At 50.7% G+C, this 26,131-nt stretch carries 26 protein-coding genes and 1 riboswitch; of the genes, 15 read left to right on the forward strand and 11 right to left on the reverse strand.

Annotation, left to right across the window (positions count from 1 at the left end):
* Window positions 1-11 precede the first annotated feature (11 nt).
* The 6 genes from BLW33_RS07555 to BLW33_RS07580 all read right to left on the reverse strand — a co-directional run bounded on the left by BLW33_RS07555 (window position 12) and on the right by BLW33_RS07580 (window position 6,659).
* Window positions 12-1,127: a PTS sugar transporter subunit IIA gene (locus BLW33_RS07555; RefSeq protein WP_090307145.1), complete on the reverse strand. Its 1,116-nt coding sequence runs from the start codon at window positions 1,125-1,127 to the stop codon at window positions 12-14.
* Complete coding sequence (locus BLW33_RS07560) at window positions 1,061-2,128, reverse strand: BglG family transcription antiterminator (protein WP_090307148.1); 1,068 nt, start codon at window positions 2,126-2,128, stop codon at window positions 1,061-1,063. The genes BLW33_RS07555 and BLW33_RS07560 overlap by 67 nt, the downstream gene beginning before the upstream one ends.
* A gap of 184 nt (window positions 2,129-2,312) precedes the next feature.
* Complete coding sequence (locus BLW33_RS07565) at window positions 2,313-2,981, reverse strand: L-fuculose-phosphate aldolase (protein ID WP_090307151.1); 669 nt, start codon at window positions 2,979-2,981, stop codon at window positions 2,313-2,315.
* 57 nt (window positions 2,982-3,038) lie between these two features.
* Window positions 3,039-4,076: a 2-hydroxyacid dehydrogenase gene (locus BLW33_RS07570; RefSeq protein ID WP_090307153.1), complete on the reverse strand. Its 1,038-nt coding sequence runs from the start codon at window positions 4,074-4,076 to the stop codon at window positions 3,039-3,041.
* Between the two features lie 3 nt (window positions 4,077-4,079).
* Complete coding sequence (locus tag BLW33_RS07575) at window positions 4,080-5,627, reverse strand: FGGY-family carbohydrate kinase (RefSeq protein WP_090307156.1); 1,548 nt, start codon at window positions 5,625-5,627, stop codon at window positions 4,080-4,082.
* A 57-nt stretch (window positions 5,628-5,684) separates the two neighbouring features.
* Window positions 5,685-6,659 (reverse strand): sugar-binding transcriptional regulator, encoded by a 975-nt coding sequence (locus BLW33_RS07580; RefSeq protein WP_090307158.1) that lies wholly within the window; start codon window positions 6,657-6,659, stop codon window positions 5,685-5,687.
* Window positions 6,660-6,913: 254 nt separating this feature from the next.
* Here BLW33_RS07580 and BLW33_RS07585 point away from each other — a divergent pair, with 254 nt between their 5' ends.
* Together BLW33_RS07585 and BLW33_RS07590 are read left to right on the forward strand one after the other, a co-directional pair.
* Window positions 6,914-7,924 (forward strand): hypothetical protein, encoded by a 1,011-nt coding sequence (locus tag BLW33_RS07585; protein ID WP_090307160.1) that lies wholly within the window; start codon window positions 6,914-6,916, stop codon window positions 7,922-7,924.
* Complete coding sequence (locus BLW33_RS07590) at window positions 7,921-9,033, forward strand: hypothetical protein (protein WP_090307163.1); 1,113 nt, start codon at window positions 7,921-7,923, stop codon at window positions 9,031-9,033. The genes BLW33_RS07585 and BLW33_RS07590 overlap by 4 nt, the downstream gene beginning before the upstream one ends.
* 79 nt (window positions 9,034-9,112) lie before the next feature.
* Here the strand turns inward: BLW33_RS07590 and glgB are convergent, their stop codons facing one another.
* The 3 genes from glgB to BLW33_RS07605 form a co-directional block, all read right to left on the reverse strand.
* Window positions 9,113-10,936: a 1,4-alpha-glucan branching protein GlgB gene (gene glgB, locus BLW33_RS07595; protein WP_090307165.1), complete on the reverse strand. Its 1,824-nt coding sequence runs from the start codon at window positions 10,934-10,936 to the stop codon at window positions 9,113-9,115.
* A 104-nt stretch (window positions 10,937-11,040) separates the two neighbouring features.
* Window positions 11,041-11,694, reverse strand: coding sequence for a class II aldolase/adducin family protein (locus BLW33_RS07600; RefSeq protein WP_090307167.1), 654 nt, complete (start codon window positions 11,692-11,694; stop codon window positions 11,041-11,043).
* A gap of 79 nt (window positions 11,695-11,773) precedes the next feature.
* Window positions 11,774-12,502 carry a gamma-glutamyl-gamma-aminobutyrate hydrolase family protein gene (locus tag BLW33_RS07605; protein WP_090307169.1) on the reverse strand — a complete coding sequence of 243 codons (729 nt, stop codon included), beginning with the start codon at window positions 12,500-12,502 and terminating at the stop codon, window positions 11,774-11,776.
* 324 nt (window positions 12,503-12,826) lie between these two features.
* On the opposite strand from BLW33_RS07605, the gene BLW33_RS07610 reads away from it, so the two are divergent.
* From BLW33_RS07610 to BLW33_RS07640, 7 genes are all read left to right on the forward strand, one after another.
* Window positions 12,827-14,008, forward strand: a complete 1,182-nt coding sequence (locus BLW33_RS07610; RefSeq protein ID WP_090307172.1) for an iron-containing alcohol dehydrogenase — start codon at window positions 12,827-12,829, stop codon at window positions 14,006-14,008.
* A gap of 185 nt (window positions 14,009-14,193) precedes the next feature.
* The gene (locus BLW33_RS07615; RefSeq protein ID WP_090307174.1) at window positions 14,194-15,573 is read left to right on the forward strand and encodes a radical SAM protein; all 1,380 of its coding nucleotides are present in this window, start codon (window positions 14,194-14,196) and stop codon (window positions 15,571-15,573) included.
* A 47-nt stretch (window positions 15,574-15,620) separates the two neighbouring features.
* A riboswitch (TPP riboswitch) is annotated at window positions 15,621-15,727 on the forward strand.
* A gap of 55 nt (window positions 15,728-15,782) precedes the next feature.
* Entirely contained in the window at window positions 15,783-16,604 is an 822-nt protein-coding gene (gene thiM / locus BLW33_RS07620) for a hydroxyethylthiazole kinase (RefSeq protein ID WP_090307176.1), read from the forward strand.
* Window positions 16,591-17,232, forward strand: coding sequence for a thiamine phosphate synthase (gene thiE / locus BLW33_RS07625; RefSeq protein WP_090307179.1), 642 nt, complete (start codon window positions 16,591-16,593; stop codon window positions 17,230-17,232). The genes thiM and thiE overlap by 14 nt, the downstream gene beginning before the upstream one ends.
* Complete coding sequence (locus tag BLW33_RS07630) at window positions 17,222-17,896, forward strand: HAD family hydrolase (RefSeq protein WP_090307181.1); 675 nt, start codon at window positions 17,222-17,224, stop codon at window positions 17,894-17,896. Before thiE ends, BLW33_RS07630 begins: the two co-directional genes overlap by 11 nt.
* A complete protein-coding gene (thiD, locus tag BLW33_RS07635) occupies window positions 17,893-18,681 on the forward strand; it encodes a bifunctional hydroxymethylpyrimidine kinase/phosphomethylpyrimidine kinase (protein WP_090307183.1) in 789 nt (262 codons plus the stop codon). The genes BLW33_RS07630 and thiD overlap by 4 nt, the downstream gene beginning before the upstream one ends.
* 84 nt (window positions 18,682-18,765) lie before the next feature.
* Complete coding sequence (locus BLW33_RS07640) at window positions 18,766-18,990, forward strand: hypothetical protein (RefSeq protein ID WP_090307186.1); 225 nt, start codon at window positions 18,766-18,768, stop codon at window positions 18,988-18,990.
* Here BLW33_RS07640 and BLW33_RS07645 read toward each other — a convergent pair.
* Window positions 18,987-19,592: a DNA-3-methyladenine glycosylase I gene (locus BLW33_RS07645; protein ID WP_090307188.1), complete on the reverse strand. Its 606-nt coding sequence runs from the start codon at window positions 19,590-19,592 to the stop codon at window positions 18,987-18,989. The two genes, BLW33_RS07640 and BLW33_RS07645, sit on opposite strands and share 4 nt — an antisense overlap.
* A gap of 172 nt (window positions 19,593-19,764) precedes the next feature.
* Between BLW33_RS07645 and BLW33_RS07650 the strand changes: the two genes are divergently transcribed.
* From BLW33_RS07650 to BLW33_RS07660, 3 genes are read left to right on the forward strand one after another with little or no spacing between them, the layout of a single operon-like run.
* The gene (locus BLW33_RS07650; protein ID WP_090307191.1) at window positions 19,765-20,541 is read left to right on the forward strand and encodes an EFR1 family ferrodoxin; all 777 of its coding nucleotides are present in this window, start codon (window positions 19,765-19,767) and stop codon (window positions 20,539-20,541) included.
* A gap of 29 nt (window positions 20,542-20,570) precedes the next feature.
* The gene (locus BLW33_RS07655) at window positions 20,571-20,840 is read left to right on the forward strand and encodes a barstar family protein (protein ID WP_090307194.1); all 270 of its coding nucleotides are present in this window, start codon (window positions 20,571-20,573) and stop codon (window positions 20,838-20,840) included.
* Window positions 20,841-20,866: 26 nt separating this feature from the next.
* The gene (locus BLW33_RS07660) at window positions 20,867-22,054 is read left to right on the forward strand and encodes a metallophosphoesterase (RefSeq protein WP_090307197.1); all 1,188 of its coding nucleotides are present in this window, start codon (window positions 20,867-20,869) and stop codon (window positions 22,052-22,054) included.
* Between the two features lie 137 nt (window positions 22,055-22,191).
* Here BLW33_RS07660 and BLW33_RS07665 read toward each other — a convergent pair whose 3' ends face one another.
* Window positions 22,192-22,911, reverse strand: a complete 720-nt coding sequence (locus BLW33_RS07665; protein WP_090307199.1) for a GntR family transcriptional regulator — start codon at window positions 22,909-22,911, stop codon at window positions 22,192-22,194.
* Between the two features lie 173 nt (window positions 22,912-23,084).
* Here BLW33_RS07665 and BLW33_RS07670 point away from each other — a divergent pair, with 173 nt between their 5' ends.
* From BLW33_RS07670 to BLW33_RS07680, 3 genes are read left to right on the forward strand one after another with little or no spacing between them, the layout of a single operon-like run.
* Window positions 23,085-23,855, forward strand: coding sequence for an SDR family oxidoreductase (locus tag BLW33_RS07670; RefSeq protein ID WP_090307202.1), 771 nt, complete (start codon window positions 23,085-23,087; stop codon window positions 23,853-23,855).
* A gap of 8 nt (window positions 23,856-23,863) precedes the next feature.
* Window positions 23,864-24,535, forward strand: coding sequence for a deoxyribose-phosphate aldolase (gene deoC / locus BLW33_RS07675; RefSeq protein ID WP_090307204.1), 672 nt, complete (start codon window positions 23,864-23,866; stop codon window positions 24,533-24,535).
* Window positions 24,536-24,547: 12 nt separating this feature from the next.
* Window positions 24,548-26,086 (forward strand): xylulokinase, encoded by a 1,539-nt coding sequence (locus BLW33_RS07680; protein WP_090307207.1) that lies wholly within the window; start codon window positions 24,548-24,550, stop codon window positions 26,084-26,086.
* Window positions 26,087-26,131: the final 45 nt, after the last annotated feature.

Genomic DNA, 26,131 nt, shown 5'->3' on the forward strand with positions numbered 1-26,131 from the left:
CAATGACCTCCCTATCTTCTTTCTTTATCCTTTAAAATCAGTTTTAATTCATAATCCTTAATCATCTGGGCGAACTGCTTTGGCGATTCTGCCCTGTGAAAATCTTCTTTTACCCTGGGATCTGTCAGAATATTCACCAAATGGAAAAATGCCTTAAGATGCTGTTGATCGTCAACGGTGGATAGGCAGCATACATAGTCAACCCATATGGGGGAACCCGTCTTTGTATTAAAATCCACAGAATTCTCCAGACGGATTAAAGACATCCCCACCGCCTTACTCCCTGCATCAAAGCCGGCATGGGGTACGGCAAACCCTTCTGAAACCACAATATAAGGCCCATTTTTCTCAATATTCTCAACCATGGCCTCAATATAACACCCGTCGATGAAGCCCCCGTCCAAAAGGATTTGTCCTGCTGCGGCAATGGCCTCAGAATAGTTACTGCAGTCCATATCTAACACAATATGCTCAGGTATGAGCAGCTCATGAAGAAAGGGGGTGGAAGATAACTGGTAATTCTCGAAGAAGCCTTTGATATTTTCAAGAATCATGGCCTTATCCTGACACTCCAGCCCTTCCATTTCATCAAGCTTTGATTCCATAAAGGTCATCAAGCCTTCCCCAGCCGTATCCCCGATCCCCTGAGATTCCTGGAATACATTGGCACTCCCGCCACTTTGTTCTGTGATTTCATTAAAAGCCCTGGAAATCCTGAGGACATCTGCCTCAGAAATCAGGGGGCTCACCACAATATAGGGACAGGGGCTTTCTTTCAGTGCCGTCGTTGTAATGATTAAATCAACCTCCCGGCAATCCATTTGCTGTAAGCCATGGACAGACGTCACCCCCATGATATTAAAGCCAAATCTGGACCGAAGCTTTACCGTCAGCACTTGGGCCGTCCCAATGCCATTCCCGCAGACCACCACCACCCGAAAATCATGCTCCTTCCATTTCAGACGCTCCATAGCGGCACAGAAATGAACGATGATATAATCCTGCTCATCCTGATCAAAATGATGGCTCATATTTTCCTCAAGAATTCCAATATTTTCTTTTACGACCGCAGAGAGCACTTTATTCTGTTGGGCAATCTGCCGGACCACCGCGTTATTCGACGGCATATGGCAGTGCTGGACAATGATGGGTTGGCCAGATCCTGATAAAAAACATAATCGTGGTTCAAATCAAGCTTGAGCGCCGTTGAAATGATTTCGATAAATCGGCGGGTTTGGACTTGAAGCATAATGATCTTCTCATCCCTTTTAGACTTCTTAATATAATGCAGTGAATCCAGGATTAAACTCAGGAATTGCGCCTCCCCCTCTGGCATATCCATTCCCCAGTACTCACCCATGGATTCCAGCAAATCGGCGGCCATCCGATTCACCCCCGGTCCCCCATCTTCCAACTGCACCACCTTCCCCTGGCTGATACGAAAAAACACATAAGACAGATAGAAAATCAGTATTGTAAAGGACTGATCCGTCAAGTAGTTCCCATGGATGGCCTCCTGGCGAATAATCTGACATCTTAAAAATTCAACAGTATCCTTTGAAAAGGCCGTTTCCGCCAGATCTTCAATATATTCGACCACCACAGGTTTTTCCTGGACCGATCCATAAACACTGCTCACCGACTCTATAATGGCTCGCCGACGGCTAATCTCTGTTCCACACAGTCGAATGCCCTTATTGGAAAGGGACTCTACCTGGAGGTTCCGATACGCAAACCATGCCTTTACCTTCACCAAGTCATTGATAATGGTGACCCGGCTCACCATTAATTCATCGGCAATTTGGGAATACGTTTGATAACCCTCGCCATGAATCAGCATAATTTGAATTAAAAGCTGACGCTCCTCCGGGGATAGCTTATAGCAATAAAAGCCTTGGATTTTTTCGATAGCCCCCTGTAATTCCACGTCGGACATGGGGTTGATGATCGTTGTGCCATCAATGCCCAACGCCTTATATCCATGGCTGCTTAGGAAATCGTTGATCTCCTGAATATCGTGGCGGACCGTCCGGGGTGATATCCCGAATTGCTCGGCACATTCCTCAATGGTAAAGGGCATTCTTTGGTTTTCAAATGAAACGAGAATATCGCGCGATCTTTTTTTCATTCTTACCCTCCTCCTTGCTATATCTGCATTATATCTGGTTTTTAACTAGAAAAACAGTCAAAAGGACAACCCGTTTTTCTGCAGTGCTTTTTATACTTTTCCTGGGGCCAAGGCCCCATTTTTTGCCCCCAAATACAAAAAAGCCACCGTGTCGGGGACTCCAAACACGGTGGCTTTTTTACGTTTATCCTTCCATATCCGCCTTGGCCTTTTTCTGACCATAGGAGTTATGGAACTTATCAATCATTTTTTCCATTTCAGCTTCATCCAAAATCACCGGGGTCCCAATGGACCGGGCGTAAACATAGACCTTACAGCATTGTTCGATTTCCTCGACAATATTGAAAGCATTGAGGATATCCTCCCCGCCGCCAATCAGTCCGTGGTTGGCCATAATAGCCGCATAACGATCCTTCATGGCTTCAAAGGTTAGTGTCGCCAGCTCCGGTGTTCCAAAGGAAGCATAATCACCACAGCGCACATCTAAACCCGAGAAAGCAACCAGATAACTGGAGGCCGGCAACCCTTCACGGATGGTCGCTAACACCGTAGCGTAAGTGGAATGGGTGTGAACCACGGCATCAATGTCATCCCGATCGGTATAGAAGATCCGGTGGAGGCCATGCTCGCTGGAGGGCTTACGCTTGCCATCCACAATATTCCCTTCAAGGTCCATGACCACCACATCCTCAGGTTCTGTTTCAAAATAATCGATTCCCGAGGGGCTAATGGCGAAAAGTCCCTTTTCCCGATTTAAAATACTGATATTTCCGCCGGTTCCTTTGGTCAAACCAGAGGTAATGAGCTTCTGACAATATTTTACGACATCCTGACGTTCTTTTTCTAACAACATGAAAGTTTCTCCTTCACTTTTTTAAATTTTCCATTCAAAGACAAATCGGCAGGCCAACTACGCACGATACTCGTATAACAGCCGTCCGCCATCCACAAAACGCTGTACATCCTCTACGAATTGGCGGGTGTGGTTGGTCAGTACCGCATCGGTGGCTCCGGCAATATGGGGGGTGATGACCACATTGTTGAGTTCCGTAATATACGGATGGTTACTGGCAATGGGCTCTGAGGCGTAAACATCGAAGGCGGCACCGGCAATGCGGTTTTCCTTCAGGGCATCCACCAGGGCGTCTTCATCGAGGATGGCACCCCGAGAGCTATTAATAAAATAGGCAGTGGGCTTCATTTTCCCAATCATCTCCCGGCTAATGATTCCTGTGGTTTCCGGGGTAATCTTCATATGACAGGTGATGAAATCGGAACCGGCCATGAGATCTTCCAGCTTTTCCACCTTTTTAATGCCCACGCCTTCAATATCAATGGGACAGCAAAAGGGATCGTAGATCAGCAGTTCCATCCCGATAGCACTGGCGATTTTACCGACTCTCCGACCGATGCTGCCATAACCGACAATCCCAAGGGTACTCCCCTTAAGTTGAGTCCCCTTAAAGACCATGTAAGGCGCACCGGGCTTCATATCCCACACCATATCGACCTTTAATCCATCCTTGGTTTCCTTCACAAAATTGGGATCAGCAGTGAATTGACCCTCTTTAAGGGCCCGGTAAGCCATAGGAATCCGTCGTGCCACAGATAACATTAAACCAATGGTCATTTCTGCAGTGGTGTCTGAGTTACGGCCTGGTGTGTAAATCACCGGGATACCCCGTTCTTTAGCTGCTTCCATATCCACATTAACCGGGGTCGCCCGGGTCACAGCAATGAGCTTTAAGTTTGGTGCATTTTCAATGACCTTGCGGGTGACATCGTCGTAGCTGGTGATGATGATATCCGCATCTGCTGCTTTTTCGGCAAACTCTTCTTCTGACATTTTTGCCAAGCCAATGGCCCAGCCATCCTTCACGACCTCACCAATGCTGTATAAAGGGGTCAGTGCTTCCTCGTCGTACTCCGCTGTAAAAAAAATCTTCATGTCTTAGTCCTCCTGGATTGAAAATTCGCCGTTCTTAATACGCTTTAACAGGCGTGCCCGTTCATGCCACAAATCAGCATTGGCCACGCGAATAGCCTTGTAAAGTGTGTACACCTCTTGGTAAATTGCCGTATTTTCTAAATTGGGAAAATACACCTGGGTAGCCCGGCAGCATTGCCTGGCGGCATCGATATAATTCTTGTATTCGCCTGCTGCAACCCCCATCATCATGGCGGCTCCCTTGGCTCCCAACTCCGCCCCATCGGAGATAACCACCTGCATTCCCAGCACGTCGGCAATCATCTGGGCCCAAATGGCACTTTTAGCACCACCTCCGGCCAGATAAACCTTGGCGTTGGCATCCACCTCCACATCGGCCAGGCAGTCTTTAATGGACAGAGTAATGCCCTCGTACACCGCATGGGTCAGCTCCGCCCGACCGGTTTTGGCGCTGATTCCAAAGAAATTCGCCTTGGCATCAGGGTTGTAAAATGGAGACCGTTCCCCAGCTGCACTGATATAGGGATGGTAAATCACCCCACCGCTGCCAGCAGGCACATCGGCAATCATAATGTCAATTTTAGAGAAATCCTTGGTCATGGCGATTTCTTCCAACACCCAGTCCAGATTGGGGGTACCATTCATGGTTGGCATGAGATTCATAAACAAATCTCCCACCGCGTGCTTTTCGTAGCGGGTGCCTTCTTTGCCAAACTCACAACGTTCCCGCTTAATGAAGCTTTCATTGGCACAGGTGGTTCCCAGGATGACGCAGACATCATTTTCCCCAACAGCACCAATCCCCACTGCACTGGCCACCACATCGATGGCCCCAGTGATAACGGGCGTCCCAGGCTTCAGTCCCAGGAATTCTGCCATCTCGGCGGTCACACCACCTGCAATGGTATCAGAGGTGCTAATTTCTGGAATATAGGAAATGTATTCCTCCAACCCCAGGGTTTTTAACATATCTTTTGCAACGACGCCTTTATCGGAATCCATCAAAGAAGTCCCGGTATCACTTAAATCGCCCCCCAGGAGACCCGTGAGTTTATACCGTACCCAATCCTTGCAAAAGAGCATATGACTGGCTTGATCCAAGACTTCTTTTCGATTGTTTTTCATCCAGGATAACAACATCAGCTGAGTGCCTGTTAGTGCTGGTGTTCCCGTAATCCGATGAATGAGCGCCCCCAACTGAGGTTCATCTTCTGTTACAACCCTGACTTCCTCTGTCGCCCGGCCATCACACCACAGAATCGCATCCTGGACTGGCTGTCCTTCCGCATCAATGAGCCAGATTCCTTCCCCCTGGGCCGTTACGCCAATGCCAAGGATTTCCTCTGCCTTTGCCGGGCCGCTGGCCACCAGATTTTTGATACACAACGCAACCTTATCCCACAGCAGATTCATATTCTGCTCGACTTCAACATCCCCAATGTAGATAGGCTCATTCTCCAGGCTTTCTACCGCCAGTTCTTTTCCTGCCGTGTCAAACAGCACTGCCTTGACGTTGGACGTCCCGGCATCAATTCCAATGATGTACTTCATCAGACCCTCCTCCTGAGTGTAGAATACCAGCTCCCCCCAAGGGTCTGATATTCCCGTTTAATTTATATCATCCACCTCCGTGGAATCCATCGAATTTTGTGATAATGCGCTAACAATAGCACTGGCCGTGCAATCGTCCAAAATCAGCGTGTCAATAGCCCCGGAATTGAGACAGGCCATAATGGCCTCTACCTTATCCAGCCCTCCCGCAATGGCGGTGACATTAGGAATGGATTTAATCAAATCCATATTCGCACTGACAAAACGTTTTCGGGCCGTACACCCCGTGTAGCTACCATCCTGTCGAATCGGATTAATACACAAGTCCCCCACGAACCCCTCGCCTCGGATTCTGTCAATATCTTCACTCCGCATGATGCCGCGGCTGTACATCGTGGCATTGTGGCTAAGCTGTCCGATTCCAAAGAGCGCCATATCACACTGGCGCATGATTTCAAAGGTATGTCGAATCGTCCGCTCCTCCATGAGGAGCTTTTTTGTTTCTTCTTTTTCCAGCATGGCTGGGGCGTAAAGCATATAGGACACACAATCCAGCTTATCCGCCAAAATTCTGGCAATTTCATCCGACTTGACCATATCCACATCAATATTCTGAGCACCCACCATCTGGACCACTCGACAATCTCCGCGATTCATATAGGATAGCCGGGAGATGGTCCCTGCCAGGGTTTCCCCCCAGGACACCCCAATGGTCATTCCTTGGCCGATTTCTTCCTCTAAATAGCGGGCCGCCCGTTCAGCCAGAGCCGGTCGGAAATCCTCCTCACCATAGGTCTTGGCGATGATGACGCGCCGGAGGCCATAATGCTCCTCGATGGCCGCTTCTTCCTTGACCTTCCCACCATTAAAGCCATTGACTGTAATGGTCACAATCCCTAAATCCAACAGGGAATTGATGATTCGGTTGACCCGCTGCCGGGTTGTTCCCAAACGCTTTGCGATTTCATCCTGGGTGAGGCCCAGGGTGTAATACCAATGTGCAATTTTAATATACAAGCTACGATCTTCCATAAAAACCTCCGTCAATCGTTATATTACTATTATGACATATGGTTTCTATCTCAACAATAGTAATACATTTGTATTTTTATATTACTTTTGTATTACACGATTATTATACGACGGAATCGTTACATATGTCAAGAGAAAAACCATTTTTCCACCTTTTGTTATACAAAAACCCCTAAAATCCCACATTCCTTCCTTAAATACAGATGCATTCCGGAAACCGACGTGTTAAAATTAAAGAAAAACGGAGGATGACGATGAAAAAAATAGGAATCGGGCTTTTAATGATAATACTTTTCTGCCTCTGTACCACCAGTGGTGTTTTAGCGGCAAATTCAACGACTACTGACAAAAATGCCAGTACTTTGGACCCTAAGGTCATTGCGTTTAACCTGACGGATGCTGCCATTGACACACTCTTTTCGAGCCAGGATTCCAAAACCACGGTACCCCCATCCCCCGATATCACAACAATCACGACCCCCCAGGATCTTATCGACTTTGGGTTATCCGTCTCCCAGGCCCCAGCACATTACAAGGATGTGACCGTGTCCCTAGAAAATGATCTTCAGCTTACGGAGCCCTGGATTCCCATTACCACCTTTGCCGGGACCTTCCTGGGCAATGGCCACACCATCTCCGGGCTGTCCATCGCCAATGATGAAAGCAGTGTTGCCCAGGGGACAAACCTGGGGTTTGTTGCACTGCTTACCACTGACGGAAATATCCAGGACCTCAATATCCAGGGGGAAATCACCGGAATCGGGAATGTTGGCAGTATTGCCGCCCTCAGCCAGGGGAATATCCAGGGCTGCACCTTCAGCGGCATCATTGATGTAGAGGACCTTCAACGCACCCCGAATGGCAGTCTCTTTTCAGGCTGTGGCGGTATCGTCGGAATAAATAATGGGACGGTGGTGGATTGTAAAACGGAACAGAACACCACCATCACCCGCACCGGGATGCTCTGCGGGGGGATCGTTGGAATGAACCTCTTTACCCTTAGCAAGGGGACACCCACCGGGAGCATCACAAATTGTACGAATAATGCCACAATAACCTGTTTGAACGACGATACACGGACCATGGGCGATGGTACCGGGGGAATTGTCGGCCGACACCAAACCTTTGGTGTCGATGAAAAGACCATCCCTACCCTTCCAGTTCAAATTTCCGACTGCACCAATAATGGTGCCATTACCTCGGCTATAGCGTCACCGGAGGAATTGCCGGGCAGCTGGCCGATGGCAAGCTGGAAAACTGCATGAATACCGGGACCATTATTCAAAATGTCTACGGCCTGTGGACTGGTGGGATTGTCGGCTCTTACAACCAAAACGTAACCTGTCCCGAAGGCAGCACCGATAGCATCTTCATCAAGGGCTGTACCAACAGTGGAAGTATTGAAGCCGTCACCCGGGTTGGGGGGATTGTCGGTGGCGATGAAAACAACGCCGGTGGCTTGGTTCGATCGCCTTCGGTTTTAACCATTTCTGGATGCATCAATACAGGAAAGATATCCGCCAAGGGCTATATTGGGGGCATTAGCGGCTACAGCCGTTCAACCATCAGCCGCTGCTACAATACTGGAGATTTATCCAACACCCTGTTGGATGATAAAGGCGATGGCTACAACGCGATGGGGGGCATTGCCTCCCGCTCAGGTATGCCCATCACCGATTGCTTTAACCTCGGCAATCTTTACACCCAAACCATGGACCCCCTGGAGTATCACTGCTACAGCGGCGGTATTTTAGGGATTGCCGATGTGGATTCCCCCATCCTTATTCGCTGCTACAGCGCAGGACCTGTGGACGGCAGCCACACCAATCCATCCCTGGATACCAAGGATGTTGATGCCCAAATCAAAGTGAAGGTGGTCTATTATGGTGGTGTTTTAGGTGGGGGCCGGGTCAGTGCATTAACGGATTGTACCTTTAATAGAGACGCTGGTGGAAAAGCCTCCCGTTCCGTCGACCAGGTATATGACGACCCTAATACCGGCCTGACCGCCCTGCAAATGGTGGGGGAAGGGGCACGGGCAGCCATGTCCGCCTTCTTTACCGACGGGACCTATACCCAGATGAGCGATTTAGTGAGCGAAAAGGGCACCTTTGCCTTTATGCCGGTTCTTAAGGATATGCTCACCCCCTACGCGGTGGCACCGGAGAAGGCACTGGCTAACAGTGCGGTGAAGGTCACCGAGGTTCCAGTTACCCCCACCCCAACGGTCCCGACTGAAGAAAACAGCCCCACAGTGGCATCCACCAATCCCCATACGGGTATTGCGGTGGAACCCCCAAGGCTATCCCTGGGCTTTGCCCTAGTTCTTTCTCTGGGCCTGACGGCACTCCTGGGTAAAAGAGTGCATCACTAAGTCCTTCCATTTAAAAAGTTCCAAATCAAAAAGGATCTGGACATCGACAGTGTCGATGCTCAGATCCTTTTTGGCTCCCTTATTCCCTTTCTTTTTTCTTTTCTGGCAATGCCAGGAGTATCCCGCTAAAGGCCAGCAAATCCAGATTTAGGGTAAAGGTACCGTCCTTGGCCTGCTTGTAGTGAAGCCCCTTTTGCCCCTTAGGCAATTCTCCGCCATAGAGGGCTTCCTCTGTTCTGAATAGAATTTTCGGACGGCCGCCCGTCAATCCCTCCAGGGTATAGTCCACCTGGGCTTCCGCCCCAAAATTAAAGATAGCCAGCAGGGCTTCCCCTCCACCCCGGCGAATAAAGGCGTACGTACAGGTTCCATCCTGCTCGCAATCCAGCCATTCAAAACCCTGGCGATGGTAATCCTGGGCACTGAGGGCTGGATGCTCCAAATAGAGTCGGTTTAAATCCGCCATAAAATGGTAAAACCCATCGTGAAGGGGATACTTTCGCAAATCCCAATCCTGCTCTCGCTTTTCATCCCATTCCCTAAACTGGCCGATTTCGTTCCCCATAAAATTCAGCTTTTTCCCGGGGTGGGCCATCATGTAGAGGTATAGGGCCCGGGCTTGGGGGAATTTCATGACGTAGTCCCCATACATCTTGTTAATAATCGTCGCCTTACCGTGGACCACCTCGTCATGGGAGAGGGGGAGGAGATAGTGTTCATTATAAAAGTAAGCCATGGAAAAGGTCAGCTTATGGTAGTGGTCGATACGCTCTTTCGGTGTCTTTTTAAAATAATCCAGGGTGTCATTCATCCACCCCATGTCCCACTTATAGTCAAAGCCCAATCCTCCCTGGTTCACCGGGGTGGTCACCTGGCCATAGTTGGTGGAATCCTCGGCAATGAGCATACAATTTGGAAAGAGGGTCTTTAAGCCACTGTTCATGGTTTTAAGGAATTCCACCCCATTGGCATTGACCCCTCGAGCTTCATCCCCCTGCCAATAAAGAATGCGGCTAATGGCATCCATACGCAGACCATCGAAGTGATAGTAACGCAGCCAATAGTCTGCCGCAGACTGGAGGAAACTCTGAACCTCTCCCCGGGAATGCATGAAGTTGCAGCTTCCCCATTCGCTCACGCCCACGGCCTCGTAGGGATATTCATACAGAGCCGTGCCATCGTAGTGGGCCAAGCCATAATCATCCACGGCAAAGTGGATGGGGACAAAATCCAGAATGACGCCAATGTCGTTCTGATGGAGGATATCCACTAGGGCCATGAGCTGGGCAGCGGTGCCATAGCGGGATGTGGGGCTGTAGAAGCCGGTGTTCTGATAGCCCCAGGATTCGTCACAGGGGTGCTCGGACAGGGGCATGAATTCCACGTAGTTGTAACCGCTGGCCTTCAGGTAGTCCACAAGGGGTTCAGCGATTTCGTCGTAAGCGTACCAGCCGTTTTCGTCCTCCGTATTGGTGCGCCAGGAGCCCAAGTGCAGCTCGTAGATATTCACTGGCTCGGCTAACCCCGCCCTCCGGGCCGCCATCCAGGCGTCGTCCCCAAAGGTGTATTCCTCCAGATTCCGGATGATGGAAGCGTTAGCCGGGCGCAGCTCCATACCAGTACCGTAGGGATCGGCGTGGTCGATGATGCTGCCGTCAGCCCCGGTGATTTTATATTTGTACATCATCCCCACTTCTGCCTCTGGGACAATAACCTCCCAGAAATTACCGTCGTGGACCTTCTCCATGGGGATGGGGTCCCACCCACTAAATTCCCCAATGAGGCTAACATTTCTCGCCATCGGCGCAAAGGTTCTAAAAACGCTGCCTGTCCCAATGGGATGGACGCCTAGATAAGTATACGCATTAAAGCATCTTCCAGTGTAGAAATTAAAAAAATCCATGGTGGCTTCCCCATTTCTCTAAGGTTATGTGTTAACCCTATTATATAATGAGAAAGCCGCCATGGCTATGGACAATCCGATCTTTTTGGTTGTTTCATGCCAAACTACTGCTCGTTTCCATAAGTATAAAGAAAGCGATGGCGCTCTGATTCAACGTATTTCTCGGGAATAGTGGTAATTTCCACCCCACCACAAAGGGCCAGATAACATTTTGCAGCCTTCTCTGTGACCTGACTGCATAACAGTGCTTCTTTTAAATCCCGTCCCACGCACACTGGGGCATGATTTCGGATGAGTACGGCATTCTTATCCGCCAGAGCTGCCACGGTGACCTCACCCAATCGCACATGCTGTTCGGCATTGACGTATTCATCCGTGATGGGGATTTCACCACCAATCATTTGGCTCATCTCTTCAAAAATAACGGGGATGCCATGGGTCGCCGCACACATCGCCGAGGCATAGACCGGATGGCAATGAATAACAGCCCTCACATCCGGACGATGAACGTAGATCAGGCGGTGGACATGCATTTCAGAGGTCGGATTATTGTGCCCTTCCAGCTTTTTACCCTGGAGATCCACAATGACCATATCCTCTGGTCTCAGGTCAGAATAATCGATACGGCTCGGTGTCACCATGATATTCCCGTCGGGCAAGCGCATGCTGACGTTGCCCCAGGTCCCGATAACCATCCCTTCTTTTTCAAGCCACAGACAGGCTTCAATCATTGCGTGACGTCTTTCTAAATATTCCACAGATTATTTATCCTCCGCTGTTTCTGCTATACTTTCATAATACAGATTGATGTTCTGTATTGGTTGCTGCCATATATTTCTATATTCCTGTCGCCCGAATAAAGGACCGGAAAAGCCTTCTGGAGCAGGCGTCCTTTTCAAAAATCAACTCGGGATGCCATTGTACCGCTAAGCCATAAAACGATGTGGTCACACGAATGGCCTCAATGAGGCCATCGTCGCTTATGGCTTGGACCTCCAGGTCCTTTCCCAGGATATCGATGGCCTGATGATGGAGACTATTCACCCCCATTTGACCACAACCACAAATCCGTTCCAGCAGCGTTCCCGGCTGAACCTGTACCCGATGATGATAGATCTGCTCCAGATGATCCCCTTGCTCATGGCAAAGGCCCAGGGTGCTGTCCTCGGGCTTCAGATCAGAATAAAGGGTCCCCCCCATGACGACATTGATGAGCTGGAGGCCTCGACAAATTCCCAGAAAGGGTTTATTTTGGACCATGACCTCATGGAGGAGCTTCACTTCAAAACGATCCCGCTGGCTGATGTCCTCCGGATCTGCTCCGGGGACGTACAGGCCCGGGCCAATATCCACCCCACCGGTAAAAACGAAGCCATCCATAGCATCCACTAACTCGATAATATCCTGGGCTTCTCCCGCAAAGGGAAGAATCACCGGAATCGCCCCTTCATCCAACAGAGCTTCCAGATATTGGGGAAAGAGACGCACAACCTTGGCATCGACCTCAAATCCCTTGAGCTTGCCGACCTGGGGGGTTACCCCAATCAGCGGTTTACGCCCCCTCATTGCTGTGCACCTCCTTGTTTCACACCGACTATTCGTGTTTGTTCCTTCACTTTATGCTCAACCATTTCCTCGTCCTCTTAAATTTTCAAAGTTTTTCATATTATATCCTGTTTTCCTGCATTTTGTCTATGTTTATTCCTCTCATCCAGAGATCCAGACTAAAGATGATAAATTTTTAACAATTTTTTCCCTTTTATCATCAAATCTTGGGCATTCCTTTAGCGAGTATTTTCCCTTGTTTCTCCCAAAGCCTTATCGTATAATTCTACCTGTAAACATTTCGTTAATCATTTAACAAACAATCGACAATAAAAGGAGGCTATTATGAATCGATTTACATTACCCCGTGATTTATACTGGGGCAAGGGTGCCCTGGAACAGTTAAAAACATTAGATGGTCAACGCGCCATCATCGTCCTTGGCGGCGGCTCCATGAAACGCTTTGGCTTTGTGGACAAAGTCCAGGACTATTTAAAGGAAGCAGGGATTGAGACCCAGGTTTTCGAAGGGGTGGAGCCTGATCCATCCGTGGAAACCGTAATGAAGGGAGCGCAAGCCATGCGGGAATTCCAGCCCGACTGGATTATTGCCATGGGCGGCGGCTCCCCCATCGATGCGGCAAAGGCCATGTGGGTCTTTTATGAATACCCCGAAACCACCTTTGAGGAAATCATCCAGCCCTTTTCCTTCCCCACCCTGCGGCAGAAAGCAAAATTCCTTGCCATTCCTTCGACCTCTGGTACCGCTACCGAGGTAACGGCCTTTTCGGTCATTACGGATTACACTAAGGGAACGAAGTATCCCCTGGCTGACTTCAATATCACTCCGGATGTAGCCATTGTCGATCCGGAACTGGCTGAAACCATGCCCGCCAAGCTTACCGCCCACACCGGGATGGACGCCCTGACCCACGCCATTGAGGCCTATGTCTCTACCCTGCACTCTCCCTTTACCGATCCCCTGGCCCTCCAGGCCATCGTTATGATCCGGGAGTACCTTAAGCCTTCCTACAACGGGGATATGGCTGCCCGGGAACAAATGCACTATGCTCAGTGTCTGGCGGGGATGGCCTTTAGCAATGCACTGTTGGGCATTACCCACTCCATCGCCCATAAAACAGGTCCGGCCTACGCCATCGGGCATATTCCCCATGGCTGTGCCAACGCCATCTACCTGCCCTATGTCATCCGATTCAATGCTAAGGATTCCCAGGCCTGTGCCCGTTACGCTGAAATTGCCCGTGCCCTGGGACTCACCGGTGATGATGATGAAACCCTAAAAGAAGCCCTCTGTGCACTCATCGAGCAATTCAACCTTGCCATGGACATTCCCAATACCATGAAGGATTTTGGAATCCCCGAGGATGAATTCCTTGAAAAACTGGACTTTGTGGCCAGCCTGGCTGTGGAGGATGCCTGCACCGGTTCCAACCCCCGTGCCATTGATGTCCCACTCATGACGAAGCTGCTTAAGGCTATTTATTACGGAACCTCCATCGATTTCTGATCCATCTAAACCTTATGATTTCTGTTGATTGACCAAGGGACCACCTCGAGTATCGGGGTGGTCCCTTAACCTTTATCGAATTTAGGGGGAATCCTGGCAAAAAGCATAAAATGTCTAAAGCATTCTTCAGTAATGAAGGCTATACTGGTATGAATGAACAGCATGAGAAAGGATTGTGATTAAAAATGGCAGATAAAACGGTAAAGGAAACCATCAAGGCTTCTGCTGTGAATGTGGCACTGAATTATTTAGATAAGGACCCGGAAAAGAACCTCCCCAAGCTGCTGGATTGGGTGGATCGCTTTGATCGGGGGGACATGTTCCTTTCCTTCAGAACGCTCTTCCGGGAGGTCCTTGACGACCCCGACAATAATTGGTATCAGCTGATGATGAGTCTCTGGAATGATGTGGACACCGACGTCCGCAAGACCACCTTCAAGAATTTTATTGTTAACAGTGCTCTCATCGGACTGCCCCGGGGGGATGCCTATCGTGAAAAATACCAGTGTAATATTCCCTGGGCCATTCTTTTAGACCCTACCACCGCCTGCAACCTCCACTGCATCGGCTGCTGGGCCGCAGAATACGGCAAAAACACCAATATGGACTACGCCACCCTCAGCGATATCGTCAGTCAGGGTAAAAAAATGGGCACCTATATGTATATCTTTACCGGTGGGGAACCCCTGGTACGAAAAAAGGACATCATCCGTCTCTGTGAAGAACATTCGGACTGCCAGTTCCTCTCCTTTACCAACGGGACGCTCATTGATGATGCCTTTGCCGAAGAAATGCTCCGGGTGAAAAACTTTGTTCCGGCCATCTCCGTGGAAGGCTTTGGAGAAGCCACAGACAGCCGCCGGGGTGAAGGGACCTACGATAAGGTCATTGCGGCAATGGAAATCCTACGTCGGCATAAACTGCCCTTTGGCGTGTCCTGCTGCTACACCAGGACCAATACGGAAGTCATTGGCAGTGAAGCATACATCGACGACCTCATCGCCAAGGGGGCTAAATTTGCCTGGTTCTTTACCTACATGCCCGTGGGTAAAGATGCCGTCCCTGAGCTTTTAGCCACTGATGAGCAGCGGAAATATATGTACCATCAAATTCGGAAATTCCGAAAAACCAAGCCCATCTTCACCATGGATTTCTGGAACGATGGGGAATATGTCCGGGGCTGCATCGCCGGGGGACGGAACTACCTCCATATCAATGCTGCCGGAGATATTGAACCCTGTGCCTTTATCCACTATTCCGACTCCAATATCTATGACAAAACCCTTTTGGAAGCCTACCAGTCCCCCCTTTTTATGGCCTACAAAGAAGGTCAGCCCTTTAATGACAATATGCTGCGCCCCTGCCCACTCTTAGACAACTACGGTGCCTTAGCCAAAATGGTGGATGCCTCCGGTGCCCACTCCACAGATATGGAAAGCCCCGAGGATGTCCACGACCTCTGCGACAAATGCAAGGCCGTCTCTGAAAAATGGGCCGATACCGCCGAACAGCTTTGGCAAGAAAATCCCCATTGGAATCGGACGGAGCGGGAATTTAAGTATTAGGCTTGGAACCTTGACACCCACCCGTCCCACCGCTATAATGAAACCACAACCACATAAAGGGGAGCTTGTGCACAGGCTGAGAGGAAGCGTGACGCTTCGACCCACACACCTGATATGGGTAATGCCATCGTAGGAAATAATATACGAACCGACTAAGGGAACACCCCATACCCATGGGTGTTCCCTTATCAATTTTTTGGAGGAAAATAATGTTAAAAAGTAATCTGAACCAGGTCCGCAGCACCACACCTTTGGTCCACAATATCACCAACTACGTCACCGTTAATGACTGCGCCAATATCCTAATCGCCTGTGGGGGTGCCCCCATTATGGCCGACGATGTGGACGACGCCGTTGAAATCACCGCCATTTGCGGGGGACTGAACCTCAACATCGGCACCCTGAATTCCCGGACCATCCCTGCCATGATGACCGCCGGTATTCGAGCAGGTGAACTGAACCATCCCATCCTGTTGGACCCTGTGGGAGCAGGTGCTTCGACCCTGCGTACCCAAACGGCCCTGAACCTCGTGGAAACCCTGCCCCTCACCGCCATCCGGGGCAATATCTCTGAGATTAAAACCCTGGCCACCGGCACCGGGGCCACCCGAGGCGTCGATGCCGATGTGGCGGATACCGTTACCCCGGAAACCTTAGATGCCGTTATTGCCTTCGCCCAGGAATTCGCTGCCAAAACCGGGGCCGTCATCACCATTACTGGGGCCACGGACATCGTCGCCACCGGGGATCGGGTGGGGATCATCCGAAACGGGGTGCCTATGATGGCCGATATTACCGGCAGCGGCTGTATGCTGTCCGCCATGGCCACAGCCTATCTCACCGCCAATCCTGGGGACCCCTTTATGGCCATGGTTGCCGCAGTCTGTGCCATGGGTGTGGCTGGGGAAATTGCTGTGAAAAACATGCTTCCCACGGATGGGAACGCCACCTTCCGCAACCGCCTCATCGATGCCATCTACCATCTGGATGGGGATACTCTGGAAGGACGGGCCAGCTATGAATTGCGCTAAGGACCTCCTCCTCTACGCTGTGACTGACCGATACTGGCTGGGGAACCACACCCTGACCCAGGATGTGGAAGCCGCCCTTAAGGGGGGTGCTACCATGATCCAGCTCCGGGAAAAAACCCTCTGCGATGCGGATTTTCTCGCTGAAGCCAAGGTCATCAAAGCCCTGTGTGCCCAATACAACGTCCCCTTTATTATCAATGACAATGTCGCTATCGCCCGGGCCTGTGATGCCGACGGCATCCATGTGGGGCAAAGGGATATGGAAGCGGATGATGTCCGTGCCCTCATCGGCAGCACAAAGCTCCTGGGGGTCTCTGCCCAAACCGTGGAGCAAGCCCTTTTGGCCCAGTCCATGGGCGCCGATTACCTGGGTGTCGGAGCAGTGTACACCACCGGGACCAAGGCCGATGCGGACAATGTCTCCATGGATACCCTGACCGATATCTGCGCCGCTGTGGATATCCCGGTGGTGGCCATTGGCGGCATCACCCAGGAAAACCTCTCTGGGCTCTCTGGTACGGGGATTGCCGGCATTGCCGTTGTCTCGGCCATCTTTGCTGCTGAGGATATTAAAGGCGCCACCCAGGCGCTGCTGACCATTACCCGGGAAATGATCCATGACTGCTAAGTCCATTTCCCTGAGGGACATTGCCACCCCCATTACCGGGGTCATCTTCGATCTGGATGGAACGCTGCTGGATTCCATGCCCATCTGGGCTACCATCGCCTCAGACTACCTTCGCTCCCAGGACATTCAGCCAGAGCCGGGTTTAGATCAGCATTTTATGTCCCTTAGCATGGCCCAGGGTGCCGCTCACTACAGAGACCACTATGGCCTTGTTAAGCCAGTGGATCAAATTATCACCGAGGTCTGCGCCATGGTCTACAAGGCCTATGCCACCCGGGTCCCCTTAAAGCCCGGGGCTTACGACTTCCTCACCACCCTCCATGCCGCTGGTATCCCCACGGTCATCGCCACGGCCTCGGAGCGGGATCTCATCGATGCTGCCCTGGCACATCATAAACTGACCCACTGCATCGACCATATTCTCACCTGCTCTGAAGTGGGGTGCGGCAAGGATTGCCCTGAGGTTTTCGAAGCCGCCTTAGCCCTTTTGGGAACATCCAAAAAAAGCACCCTCGTCTTTGAGGATGCTTACCACGCCATTAAGACGGCCACCGGAGCGGGGTTTACTGTCGTAGCCGTTGCCGATGACAGCGCTGCTGCCGATACCGGGGCTATTCAGGCCCTTTGCCCCATGACTATTCATACCTTTAAGGAGCTTTTATGAAAACCGTTTTAACCATCGCCGGATCGGACTCCAGTGGCGGTGCGGGTATCCAGGCGGATATCAAAACCATCGCCGCCCATGGGCTATACGCCACCAGTGCCATTACCGCCCTCACTGCCCAGAATACCCTGGGGGTCACCGCCATTCAGGAAACGACACCGGATTTTCTGGCTGCCCAGCTGGATGCGGTTTTTACGGATATCCCCCCGGATGCCGTTAAAATCGGCATGGTGGCAAACGCGGCGTTAATCGCCGTTATTGCCGAAAAGCTGGCCCAGTATAAACCCGCCGCCATTGTGGCAGACCCGGTAATGGTATCCACCAGCGGCTCTGCTCTCCTGGCCCCAGATGCCCGGGAGACCTTAATCCATACCCTCCTGCCTTCAGCCTCCCTCATCACCCCTAATATCCCCGAGGCTGAGGTGATTTGGGGACAGTCCATCCCCGATGAAAAGGCCATGGAGGCCGCCGCCCGGGCCATCGCCCGCCAGCTTAAAGGCCCGGCGGTTCTCATTAAAGGGGGGCACCGGGTGTCCGATGCCACGGATCTTCTCTGCACCCAGGGCACCTGTACCTGGTTTTCCGCCGAGCGCATCGCTACGGAAAATACCCACGGCACGGGCTGTACCCTATCCTCGGCCATTGCCTGCCAGCTGGCCCTCGGTGAGGATTTGCCCACCAGCATTAAAAGGGCCAAGGACTACCTCACCGGTGCCCTAAGGGCGGGGCTCAACCTCGGCCAGGGCTCTGGGCCTTTGGATCACGGTTGGCAAACGGCCTATTAGACAGATAATCCCATCTAAAAAGTATCTTGACGGTGCCTTTGCTTAGCTATACAATAAAAATATCAAATCAAAATGGAGATACCCATGAAAACCTATGAACTGGTCACCGATCTGATCAACCAATGCGGTGGTGCATCCAACCCGGTCACCACCTTTTCCGACATTGAGGCGGAAAGCCCCGAGGCTTATATCCGGGCCAAGCACCCCGTAGATTACGCCGACTTCAAGAAAACCACCTTTGACAATGGAGATGTTCAGTTCGTTTTAGATAAATACACCTTAACCTACCGGTATACCTTCAGCGCCTAATCCTGCTGCTTCGGGTGGCAAAAACACCCCAGTGCATGGTCATTCACCACCCCCACGGCCTGGAGAAAGGCGTAGATGATGGTACTGCCCACAAAGCCCATCCCCCGACCCTTCAGATCCGCAGAAATGGTGTCGGACAGGGGCGTCTTTGCCGGCAGAGCATCATCGGTGTTCACCAAAGTCTGGCCCTGGGTAAAGCCCCAAAGGTAGGTATCGAAGCTGCCGTACTCCTCCTGGATGTCTAAAAAAACCTGGGCATTTTTAATCGCCGCCTCGATTTTTCGGCGGTTGCGCACAATCCCAGCGTCCTGCATCAGGGCTTCTTTTTTAACTGTGTCATAAGCCGCCACCACCGCCGGATCAAAGTTATCGAAGGCCCTTTGAAAATTTGGGCGCTTCTTTAAAATGGTCAGCCAGGATAGCCCGGCCTGGAATCCCTCCAGAATCAGCATCTCAAAGAGCAGGCGATCGTCATGGACGGGCACCCCCCATTGATAATCATGATAATTGATATATTCTGGAGATTTCAAATCTACCCAGGTACAGCGCTGTAAGACCGCTGGTATGGGCCCTTTCCCTTTATTTTCTAAATCTCTTTCCATTGCTCCCTCCTCGTTTTTATCTATTATAATCGCCATAACCGCCTTTCACAAGGCAAAGTATCCATTGACGGCACACCTCCCTTTTAAAATTTATACCTCAATTCTAAAAACTCGCCCTTTGATTATGGTATAATAAAATTATTATTAATGTAAAAGGAAGGTGTAATGGACGATGGAATTAAAACAATCCACCCTTATGTATTTCAGTCCAACCGGCTCCACCGCCCAGGTTATCCGGTCCATGGCAGATCACTCTGCGGCCCCGGTATCTGAAGTGAACCTCACCCCGATTCAAGACCCTTGCCGACGGTCCTTTGATGATCGAGAGCTCCTGATTATTGGGGTTCCTGTTTTCGGCGGACGCATTCCCCCGGTGGTTAAAGACCGCCTGGCCTATATTAAGGGCGCTGACACCCCTGCCGTCGTCGTCGCTACTTACGGAAACCGCCACTACGACGATGCACTGCGGGAGCTTTCTGATTTTCTATCGGCCAAAGGCTTTGTCACCATTGCCGGTGCTGCCGTGGTCACGCGCCACTCCATTGTCCCCACCATTGCCGAAGGCCGTCCGGACGAAGGGGATTATGCCGCCTTCAACGCCTTTACCGAACAGGTCTTTGAAAGGATTGCCGCCATGGAACAGGGGCATCCCGAGGCGGTGACCCTGCCAGGCAACCCGGAATACAAGGATTTCAAAGGGATTCCCTTTAAGCCCATTACCAACATGGACTGCGTGGCCTGCTGCGCCTGTGTGGCTGTCTGCCCCATGGGCGCCATTCCCATGGATTCCCCCAGTAAGACCATAAAAGAGAAGTGTATTACCTGTATGGCCTGTGTTTGGGCCTGCCCAAAGAATGCCCGAGCCCTGGGGAAGATGGATATCCTCTTCACTAAGCAGCATATCGGCAAGACTGCCAAGGTCCATAAGAACCCGGAATTTTTCTTATAAGCTTAAGCCTACACAAAGGAGATGAGAGAATGATTGATGTCCGATTAGAAGGGGATAAGATGATTACCCCGGAAAAAGCCCAGTCCCATATTAAAAAGCGGATGGATTTTGAAGATAACTACGGTGCTACCCCCGACGCCCTTTGGGATGCTCTAAATGATATTGAAGAACCCACCGCCATCACCCTGTATGATACCCAAGCCATGTTAAATAACCTGGGACAATACGGCTACGATCTTTTAGATACCTTCCAGGATGCGGCGAAGGTCAACGGAGACCTGTTGTTTGAAGAAGATTAAGGCATCGAATGTGAGGAGGCTTTCTTATGCGGACTATTGTTATCAGTGACATTCACCTCGGCGTCGACGACCGCATTGCAGAATGTGTCCAAAATAGATCCTTACTGATCTCTTTTCTTGAACACCTTAGAAGGGAAAAACAGGTAGATGAGGTGGTTATTAATGGGGATTTTTGGGATCAATGGTTTTATCCTGGGGATTATGAAATAACCGGAGATTCCAATACCTTTTATCTGGACGTTGCCGCTAATAACGCACCGGTCATTGATGCTTTCAAAGCACTCCTCGCCGATGGGATCAAAGTGGTCTATATTCCGGGAAACCACGATATGACCTTGTCTGCTGCCACGCTGGATCAAATTCTGCCTGGTATCGTCCAGGCCCGAGATACCCGGGGACTGGGCCGATACCGCACCGGCTGTCGGAGCGAGGTTGTCATCGAACATTCCCATCGCTACGAGCTTTTCTGTGCCCCAGACCCCTTTTCCAATTTAGAGCATATGACCCATGGGCAGCCCATCCTACCCCCAGGATACTTTTATGCCCGTCTCGGAGTGACTTCTTTGATGGAGAATTTTCCACAAATCACCAAAGACCTCGGAACTATTTCTACTCCCAATCCAGAGGATGGAGATCAATACACGGCTTATCTGTACTTCAAAACCTGGGAAGACCTCATCAACCACCAGTTTCCAGTGACACAGACCCTGGATGACCCCTTTATTCAAGTTGCGGTGGATGGGTTCCAGGGTCGTTTCTCCATTGCCGATCTTGTTCCTACAAAAACAAAGCACCACATCAGCGCCAAACTCTACACCGATATCCAACGCCGCTGGGAAAAAGTCCAACAGCACAATCTCGTCCCGGCTCCTACCACTGCCCTCTTTCAAATGCAGCATACTACAAATTTAGCAACACACATCCAATATTCCAGGCAGCAGTATTTTGATTTGGACCCCACAGTTGACGTCGTAGTCTTTGGCCATACCCACGTTCCTGCTTACCATGATTTTTCAGGGGATTACGGTCAAACAAAGTGTTTCGTTAATGAAGGGACCTGGGTGGATCATAATTTCGACGATTTGAAAAATACCGCAACCTTTGCAGATATCCATTCCGGGGAAAAAACCGATTCCGTATTCCTCCTTAAATGCCTGGGGACAGAACGGCTGGAGGATATTGTTTCCGTGGAGAATGCGTATGTTAAGCGATAAACACAATACCAAAAAGCTTTTTGATGAAGCCAAGGGCCAGTATGGTTCAATAATGATGATTTTATTTCCCTTCGAAAAAACTTCCTGGAATAGCATCAAAAAAAGGGCCATGGCCCTTTTTTTGATACCTTATTTCTTTATAAGGCTCGCCCGGAGAGATGGATGGAAAATTCGTAGCGGCTGCCGTCCACCACCATACGCACGATCTCAATGGGACAATCCTCCATATAGGTCACCCGATTATTGATCAGTAAGGGATGCCCCACCGGTAAATCCAAAAGCTGAGCCTGGGTAAAATCCGCCACCGCCGCCCGGATAGTATCATCGGCATCAGTTATTCTAACCTGATGTTTTTTCTCTAAATAAGCATATAAAGACGTAATCTGATCCTGATCCTCTAAAATGCCCGGGGCAATATCCGGATTCAGATAATTTGTCATAATGGCGATGGGCCGACCATCTGCCATCTGGATGCGCTGGATGCGGATCACTGCCGTTCCCTCCGAAAGCTTGAGGGCCTTCAATACAGAAGGCGGTGGAATGATTTCATCAATATAAATCCCTTTGGAGGAAACATCATACCCTTTTGCCCGCATGGTTTCCGTAAAAGAGGTTACCTGGTTGAGGCGCTGGGTGGCTGTGGCATCGACCACCTCGGTTCCCCGGCCCTGTTGAACGTGGAGAAGCCCCTCCTGCTCAAGCAAAGCCACTGCCTTACGGATGGTGGTTCGGCTGACCTCAAATAGGCTACAAAGCTCTGTTTCTGTGGGAATCAAGGTTCCCGGCGGATATTCTTCATTGGTGATACGCTGTTTTAATGCATCGTAAACACGACGATAGCTTGGATATCGGGACATGGCAAACCTCCTCTTATTTTTTAGAATAGCATAGCCTATAACATTTGTCCAACCCTTAAATCAAACATCACTAAAACATTTCTATTGATATCCTAAAGATAACTATGTATAATCAAAAACAAATCCGGATAGAGGGATTTATTCCCAACAAATCATTTTATGGAGGAAAGATCATGTCAGTTTTAGATATGTTTAGTATGAAAGGTAAGTGTGGGTTTGTAACCGGCGGCTCCAGGGGGATTGGCTACGCCGTAGCGAAGGCATTGGCTGAAGCTGGAGCTGATGTCGCCTTGGTCGCCACGAATATGGCCATCGCTGAAAAAGCAGCAGAGGATATTCGCACCACTACCGGGCGGAACATTACCGCTATCGGCTGTGATGTGACCAAACCTGAAGAGGTGGATGCCATGATGGCGATTTTTCTGGAAACCTACAAAACCATTGACTTCGCCGTCAATAACGCTGGCATTTTCAACGGCTTTGCGGTGGAAGAGATTAGCCCCGAGGATTTTAAGGCCGTACTGGATGTTAACTTAAACGGCGTTTTTCTTACCGCTCAAGCGGCTGCCAAGGCCATGTTAAAGGAAGGGAAGAAGGGCAGTATTATTTCGACTGCCTCCATGTCCGGGCACATTGTCAATGTTCCCCAGACCATCGCTAATTACTGCGCCTCTAAGGCCGCCGTTATCCACCTGAGCAAGGCCATGGCTGTGGAATGGGCCGAACGGGGGATTCGCGTTAATACCGTAAGCCCTGGGTATATCACAACCGAGCTGGTCGCTGAACTAACCGATATGCACCCCATCTGGAATGAGATGGTCCCCATGAAACGCCTTGGGACTGTAGAGGATTTGGTGGGTGCCTACCTCTACCTCGCTTCCAATGCTTCCCGCTACACCACCGGCTCCGATATCATCGTTGACGGCGGCTATTGCTGCCGATAGGAGAACCCATGACTTATTCAAAACACGATATTGCCCGGATGATTGACATCAGCGCCGTCCAAGCCCAGTCCACCCAGGCCGATGTGGATGCCATTATCGCCGCAGCCAAGGCCCATCGCTTTATTTGCGTCTTTCCCCTCCACGGCTTTATAAACCGGGCCTTGGATGCCATGGCGAACGAACCGGATATTATGGTTGGTGGGGTCATCGGCTTTCCATCCGGCGGTGAACTGACCGCCTTCAAGGTTCATCAGGCCAAAACCTTGACCGCTATGGGTTGTGGCGAGGTGGATATGGTCCTCAATGTGGGGATGTTGAAATCCGGACTGGACGGCGCCGTCGCCCGGGATATCCGCCGAGTAGCCGATGCTGCCGGAGACACGCCCCTTAAGGTTATTATGGAAGCGCCCCTCCTTACCGATGACGAAATTGCCCGGGCTGCAAGGCTGATCTGCGACAACGGCGCCAGTTTTATTAAAACAGGGACCGGATGGTCCGGCACCACCACGGACCACCATATCAAAGTGATTAAAAAAGCAGTGGGAAATACCCTTCCCCTCAAAGTAGCGGGTGGGGTGCGCAATCTGGAAACCGTTCTGCGGATGGTGGATATGGGCGTCAGCCGTTTCGGCATTGGTTATGCATCCGCTCTGAATATCCTCAATGAAGTTAAAGAATAATGGAGTGTCTTTATGAAAAAAACAGTGATTGCCTACGATTTAGGAACCGGAGGGATTAAGGCCTCTCTCTATGCCTCTGACGGGGCACCCTTAGCCAGTACCTTTAAAGCCTACGATACCACCTTTCCCGAAGAATCCCGCCACGAACAACGCCCCGAGGATTGGTGGGATGCGGTAGTGGCCACCTGCCAGGAGCTTATCGCCACCAGTGGCGTCGATGTGGATACGATTGAAGCCCTGGCCATTTCGGGCCACAGCCTCGGCGTTGTTCCCATTGGCACAGATGGCCAGCTTTTAGCGGATACCACTCCCATTTGGTCCGATAAACGGGCCACCTGCCAGGCCAATCGTTTTTTTGAAAAAATCGATTATGAAGAATGGTATAACCGTACCGGCAGCGGCTTTCCCCGGGAATGCTACTCCCTTTTTAAAATCATGTGGTACCAGGAAGAGCAGCCCGAATTATTCGCCAAGGTCCATAAGATCATTGGAACCAAAGATTATTGCAACTATCGTTTCACCGGACGGCTGTGTACCGATTATTCCTACGCCTCTGGCTGTGGTGCCTTCAACCTGAAGGCCTGGGACTATATCCCGGAATATATGGCCGCCGCCGGTATCGACCCCAGCCTCTTCCCAGAAATTTTAGATTCAGACGCCGTTCTGGGAACCATTACTCCGGAGGCAGCGGCCCTTACCGGTCTGCCCACCACCGTCAAGGTGATTGCCGGCGGTGTTGATAACGCCTGTATGGCCCTGGGTGCCCGGGGAATAAAAGATGGTCGGATTTATACCTCCCTGGGAACCTCGGCCTGGATCGCCTTAACCTCCCAGGAACCCGTGGTGGATTTCAAATACAAGCCCTATGTCTTTGCCCATGCCATCAAGGGGATGTACGCCTCAGCAACGTGTATCTTCTCTGCAGGGAACAGCTACAAATGGGTTCGGGATACCCTCTGCCCGGATTTAAAGGCAGCCGAAGAGGCCGGTGGCCCCGATGCCTATATGGCCATGGATCAGCTGGCAGAAGCTTCTCCCATTGGGGCCAATAAGCTCCTCTTCAATCCCAGTCTGGCTGGGGGCTCCATGATCGAAGCCAGCGACGACATCGTCGGGGCCTACGCCGGACTCAAGCTTTCCACCACCCGGGCAGACCTGATTCGATCAGCCATGGAAGGTGTTGCCTTAAATCTGCGCATCGCCCTGGATATTCTGTGCGCCTACGGTGATGAAGCCCTCACCGAAATGCTCATTGTGGGTGGCGGCAGCAAAAGCCCGCTGTGGCGTCAGATCTTTGCCGATGCCTACGGCCTGGATATCCTCAAAACAAGCGTGGATCAGGATGCTGCTTCCCTTGGGGCTGCTGCCCTGGCTTTTAAAGGCGTGGGTCTGTGGGAGGATTACTCCCCCATCGATGGCCTCCATACCCTGGAAGCCCGAACACCAGTAAACTCCGAACACCAGAAACAATATGAAGCCCTGCTGCCAGTTTTTAAAACGGTTGCCCAGGCCATGGCCACTACAGGGGATGCTTTAAAGAATTTATCCTAACCTGAAATCAGATAAATATACTCATGCTAAAGATATATTGTGGTG

It is taken from the genome of Eubacterium aggregans, assembly GCF_900107815.1.
Lineage (GTDB): Bacteria > Bacillota > Clostridia > Eubacteriales > Eubacteriaceae > Eubacterium_O > Eubacterium_O aggregans.

Bases quoted from the DNA above. Each gene is read 5' to 3' on its own strand.
- deoC (WP_090307204.1), top strand. From the start codon at position 23,864: ATGACTTATTCAAAACACGATATTGCCCGGATGATTGACATCAGCGCC.
- BLW33_RS07660 (WP_090307197.1), top strand. From the start codon at position 20,867: ATGCGGACTATTGTTATCAGTGACATTCACCTCGGCGTCGACGACCGC.
- thiE (WP_090307179.1), top strand. From the start codon at position 16,591: ATGAATTGCGCTAAGGACCTCCTCCTCTACGCTGTGACTGACCGATAC.
- BLW33_RS07680 (WP_090307207.1), top strand. From the start codon at position 24,548: ATGAAAAAAACAGTGATTGCCTACGATTTAGGAACCGGAGGGATTAAG.
- thiD (WP_090307183.1), top strand. From the start codon at position 17,893: ATGAAAACCGTTTTAACCATCGCCGGATCGGACTCCAGTGGCGGTGCG.
- BLW33_RS07650 (WP_090307191.1), top strand. From the start codon at position 19,765: ATGGAATTAAAACAATCCACCCTTATGTATTTCAGTCCAACCGGCTCC.
- BLW33_RS07560 (WP_090307148.1), bottom strand. From the start codon at position 2,128: ATGAAAAAAAGATCGCGCGATATTCTCGTTTCATTTGAAAACCAAAGA.
- BLW33_RS07610 (WP_090307172.1), top strand. From the start codon at position 12,827: ATGAATCGATTTACATTACCCCGTGATTTATACTGGGGCAAGGGTGCC.
- BLW33_RS07570 (WP_090307153.1), bottom strand. From the start codon at position 4,076: ATGAAGATTTTTTTTACAGCGGAGTACGACGAGGAAGCACTGACCCCT.
- BLW33_RS07645 (WP_090307188.1), bottom strand. From the start codon at position 19,592: ATGGAAAGAGATTTAGAAAATAAAGGGAAAGGGCCCATACCAGCGGTC.
- thiM (WP_090307176.1), top strand. From the start codon at position 15,783: ATGTTAAAAAGTAATCTGAACCAGGTCCGCAGCACCACACCTTTGGTC.
- BLW33_RS07665 (WP_090307199.1), bottom strand. From the start codon at position 22,911: ATGTCCCGATATCCAAGCTATCGTCGTGTTTACGATGCATTAAAACAG.
- BLW33_RS07590 (WP_090307163.1), top strand. From the start codon at position 7,921: ATGAATACCGGGACCATTATTCAAAATGTCTACGGCCTGTGGACTGGT.
- BLW33_RS07580 (WP_090307158.1), bottom strand. From the start codon at position 6,659: ATGGAAGATCGTAGCTTGTATATTAAAATTGCACATTGGTATTACACC.
- BLW33_RS07615 (WP_090307174.1), top strand. From the start codon at position 14,194: ATGGCAGATAAAACGGTAAAGGAAACCATCAAGGCTTCTGCTGTGAAT.
- glgB (WP_090307165.1), bottom strand. From the start codon at position 10,936: ATGGATTTTTTTAATTTCTACACTGGAAGATGCTTTAATGCGTATACT.
- BLW33_RS07575 (WP_090307156.1), bottom strand. From the start codon at position 5,627: ATGAAGTACATCATTGGAATTGATGCCGGGACGTCCAACGTCAAGGCA.
- BLW33_RS07655 (WP_090307194.1), top strand. From the start codon at position 20,571: ATGATTGATGTCCGATTAGAAGGGGATAAGATGATTACCCCGGAAAAA.
- BLW33_RS07555 (WP_090307145.1), bottom strand. From the start codon at position 1,127: ATGCCGTCGAATAACGCGGTGGTCCGGCAGATTGCCCAACAGAATAAA.
- BLW33_RS07565 (WP_090307151.1), bottom strand. From the start codon at position 2,981: ATGTTGTTAGAAAAAGAACGTCAGGATGTCGTAAAATATTGTCAGAAG.
- BLW33_RS07670 (WP_090307202.1), top strand. From the start codon at position 23,085: ATGTCAGTTTTAGATATGTTTAGTATGAAAGGTAAGTGTGGGTTTGTA.
- BLW33_RS07640 (WP_090307186.1), top strand. From the start codon at position 18,766: ATGAAAACCTATGAACTGGTCACCGATCTGATCAACCAATGCGGTGGT.
- BLW33_RS07630 (WP_090307181.1), top strand. From the start codon at position 17,222: ATGACTGCTAAGTCCATTTCCCTGAGGGACATTGCCACCCCCATTACC.
- BLW33_RS07605 (WP_090307169.1), bottom strand. From the start codon at position 12,502: ATGAGGGGGCGTAAACCGCTGATTGGGGTAACCCCCCAGGTCGGCAAG.
- BLW33_RS07585 (WP_090307160.1), top strand. From the start codon at position 6,914: ATGAAAAAAATAGGAATCGGGCTTTTAATGATAATACTTTTCTGCCTC.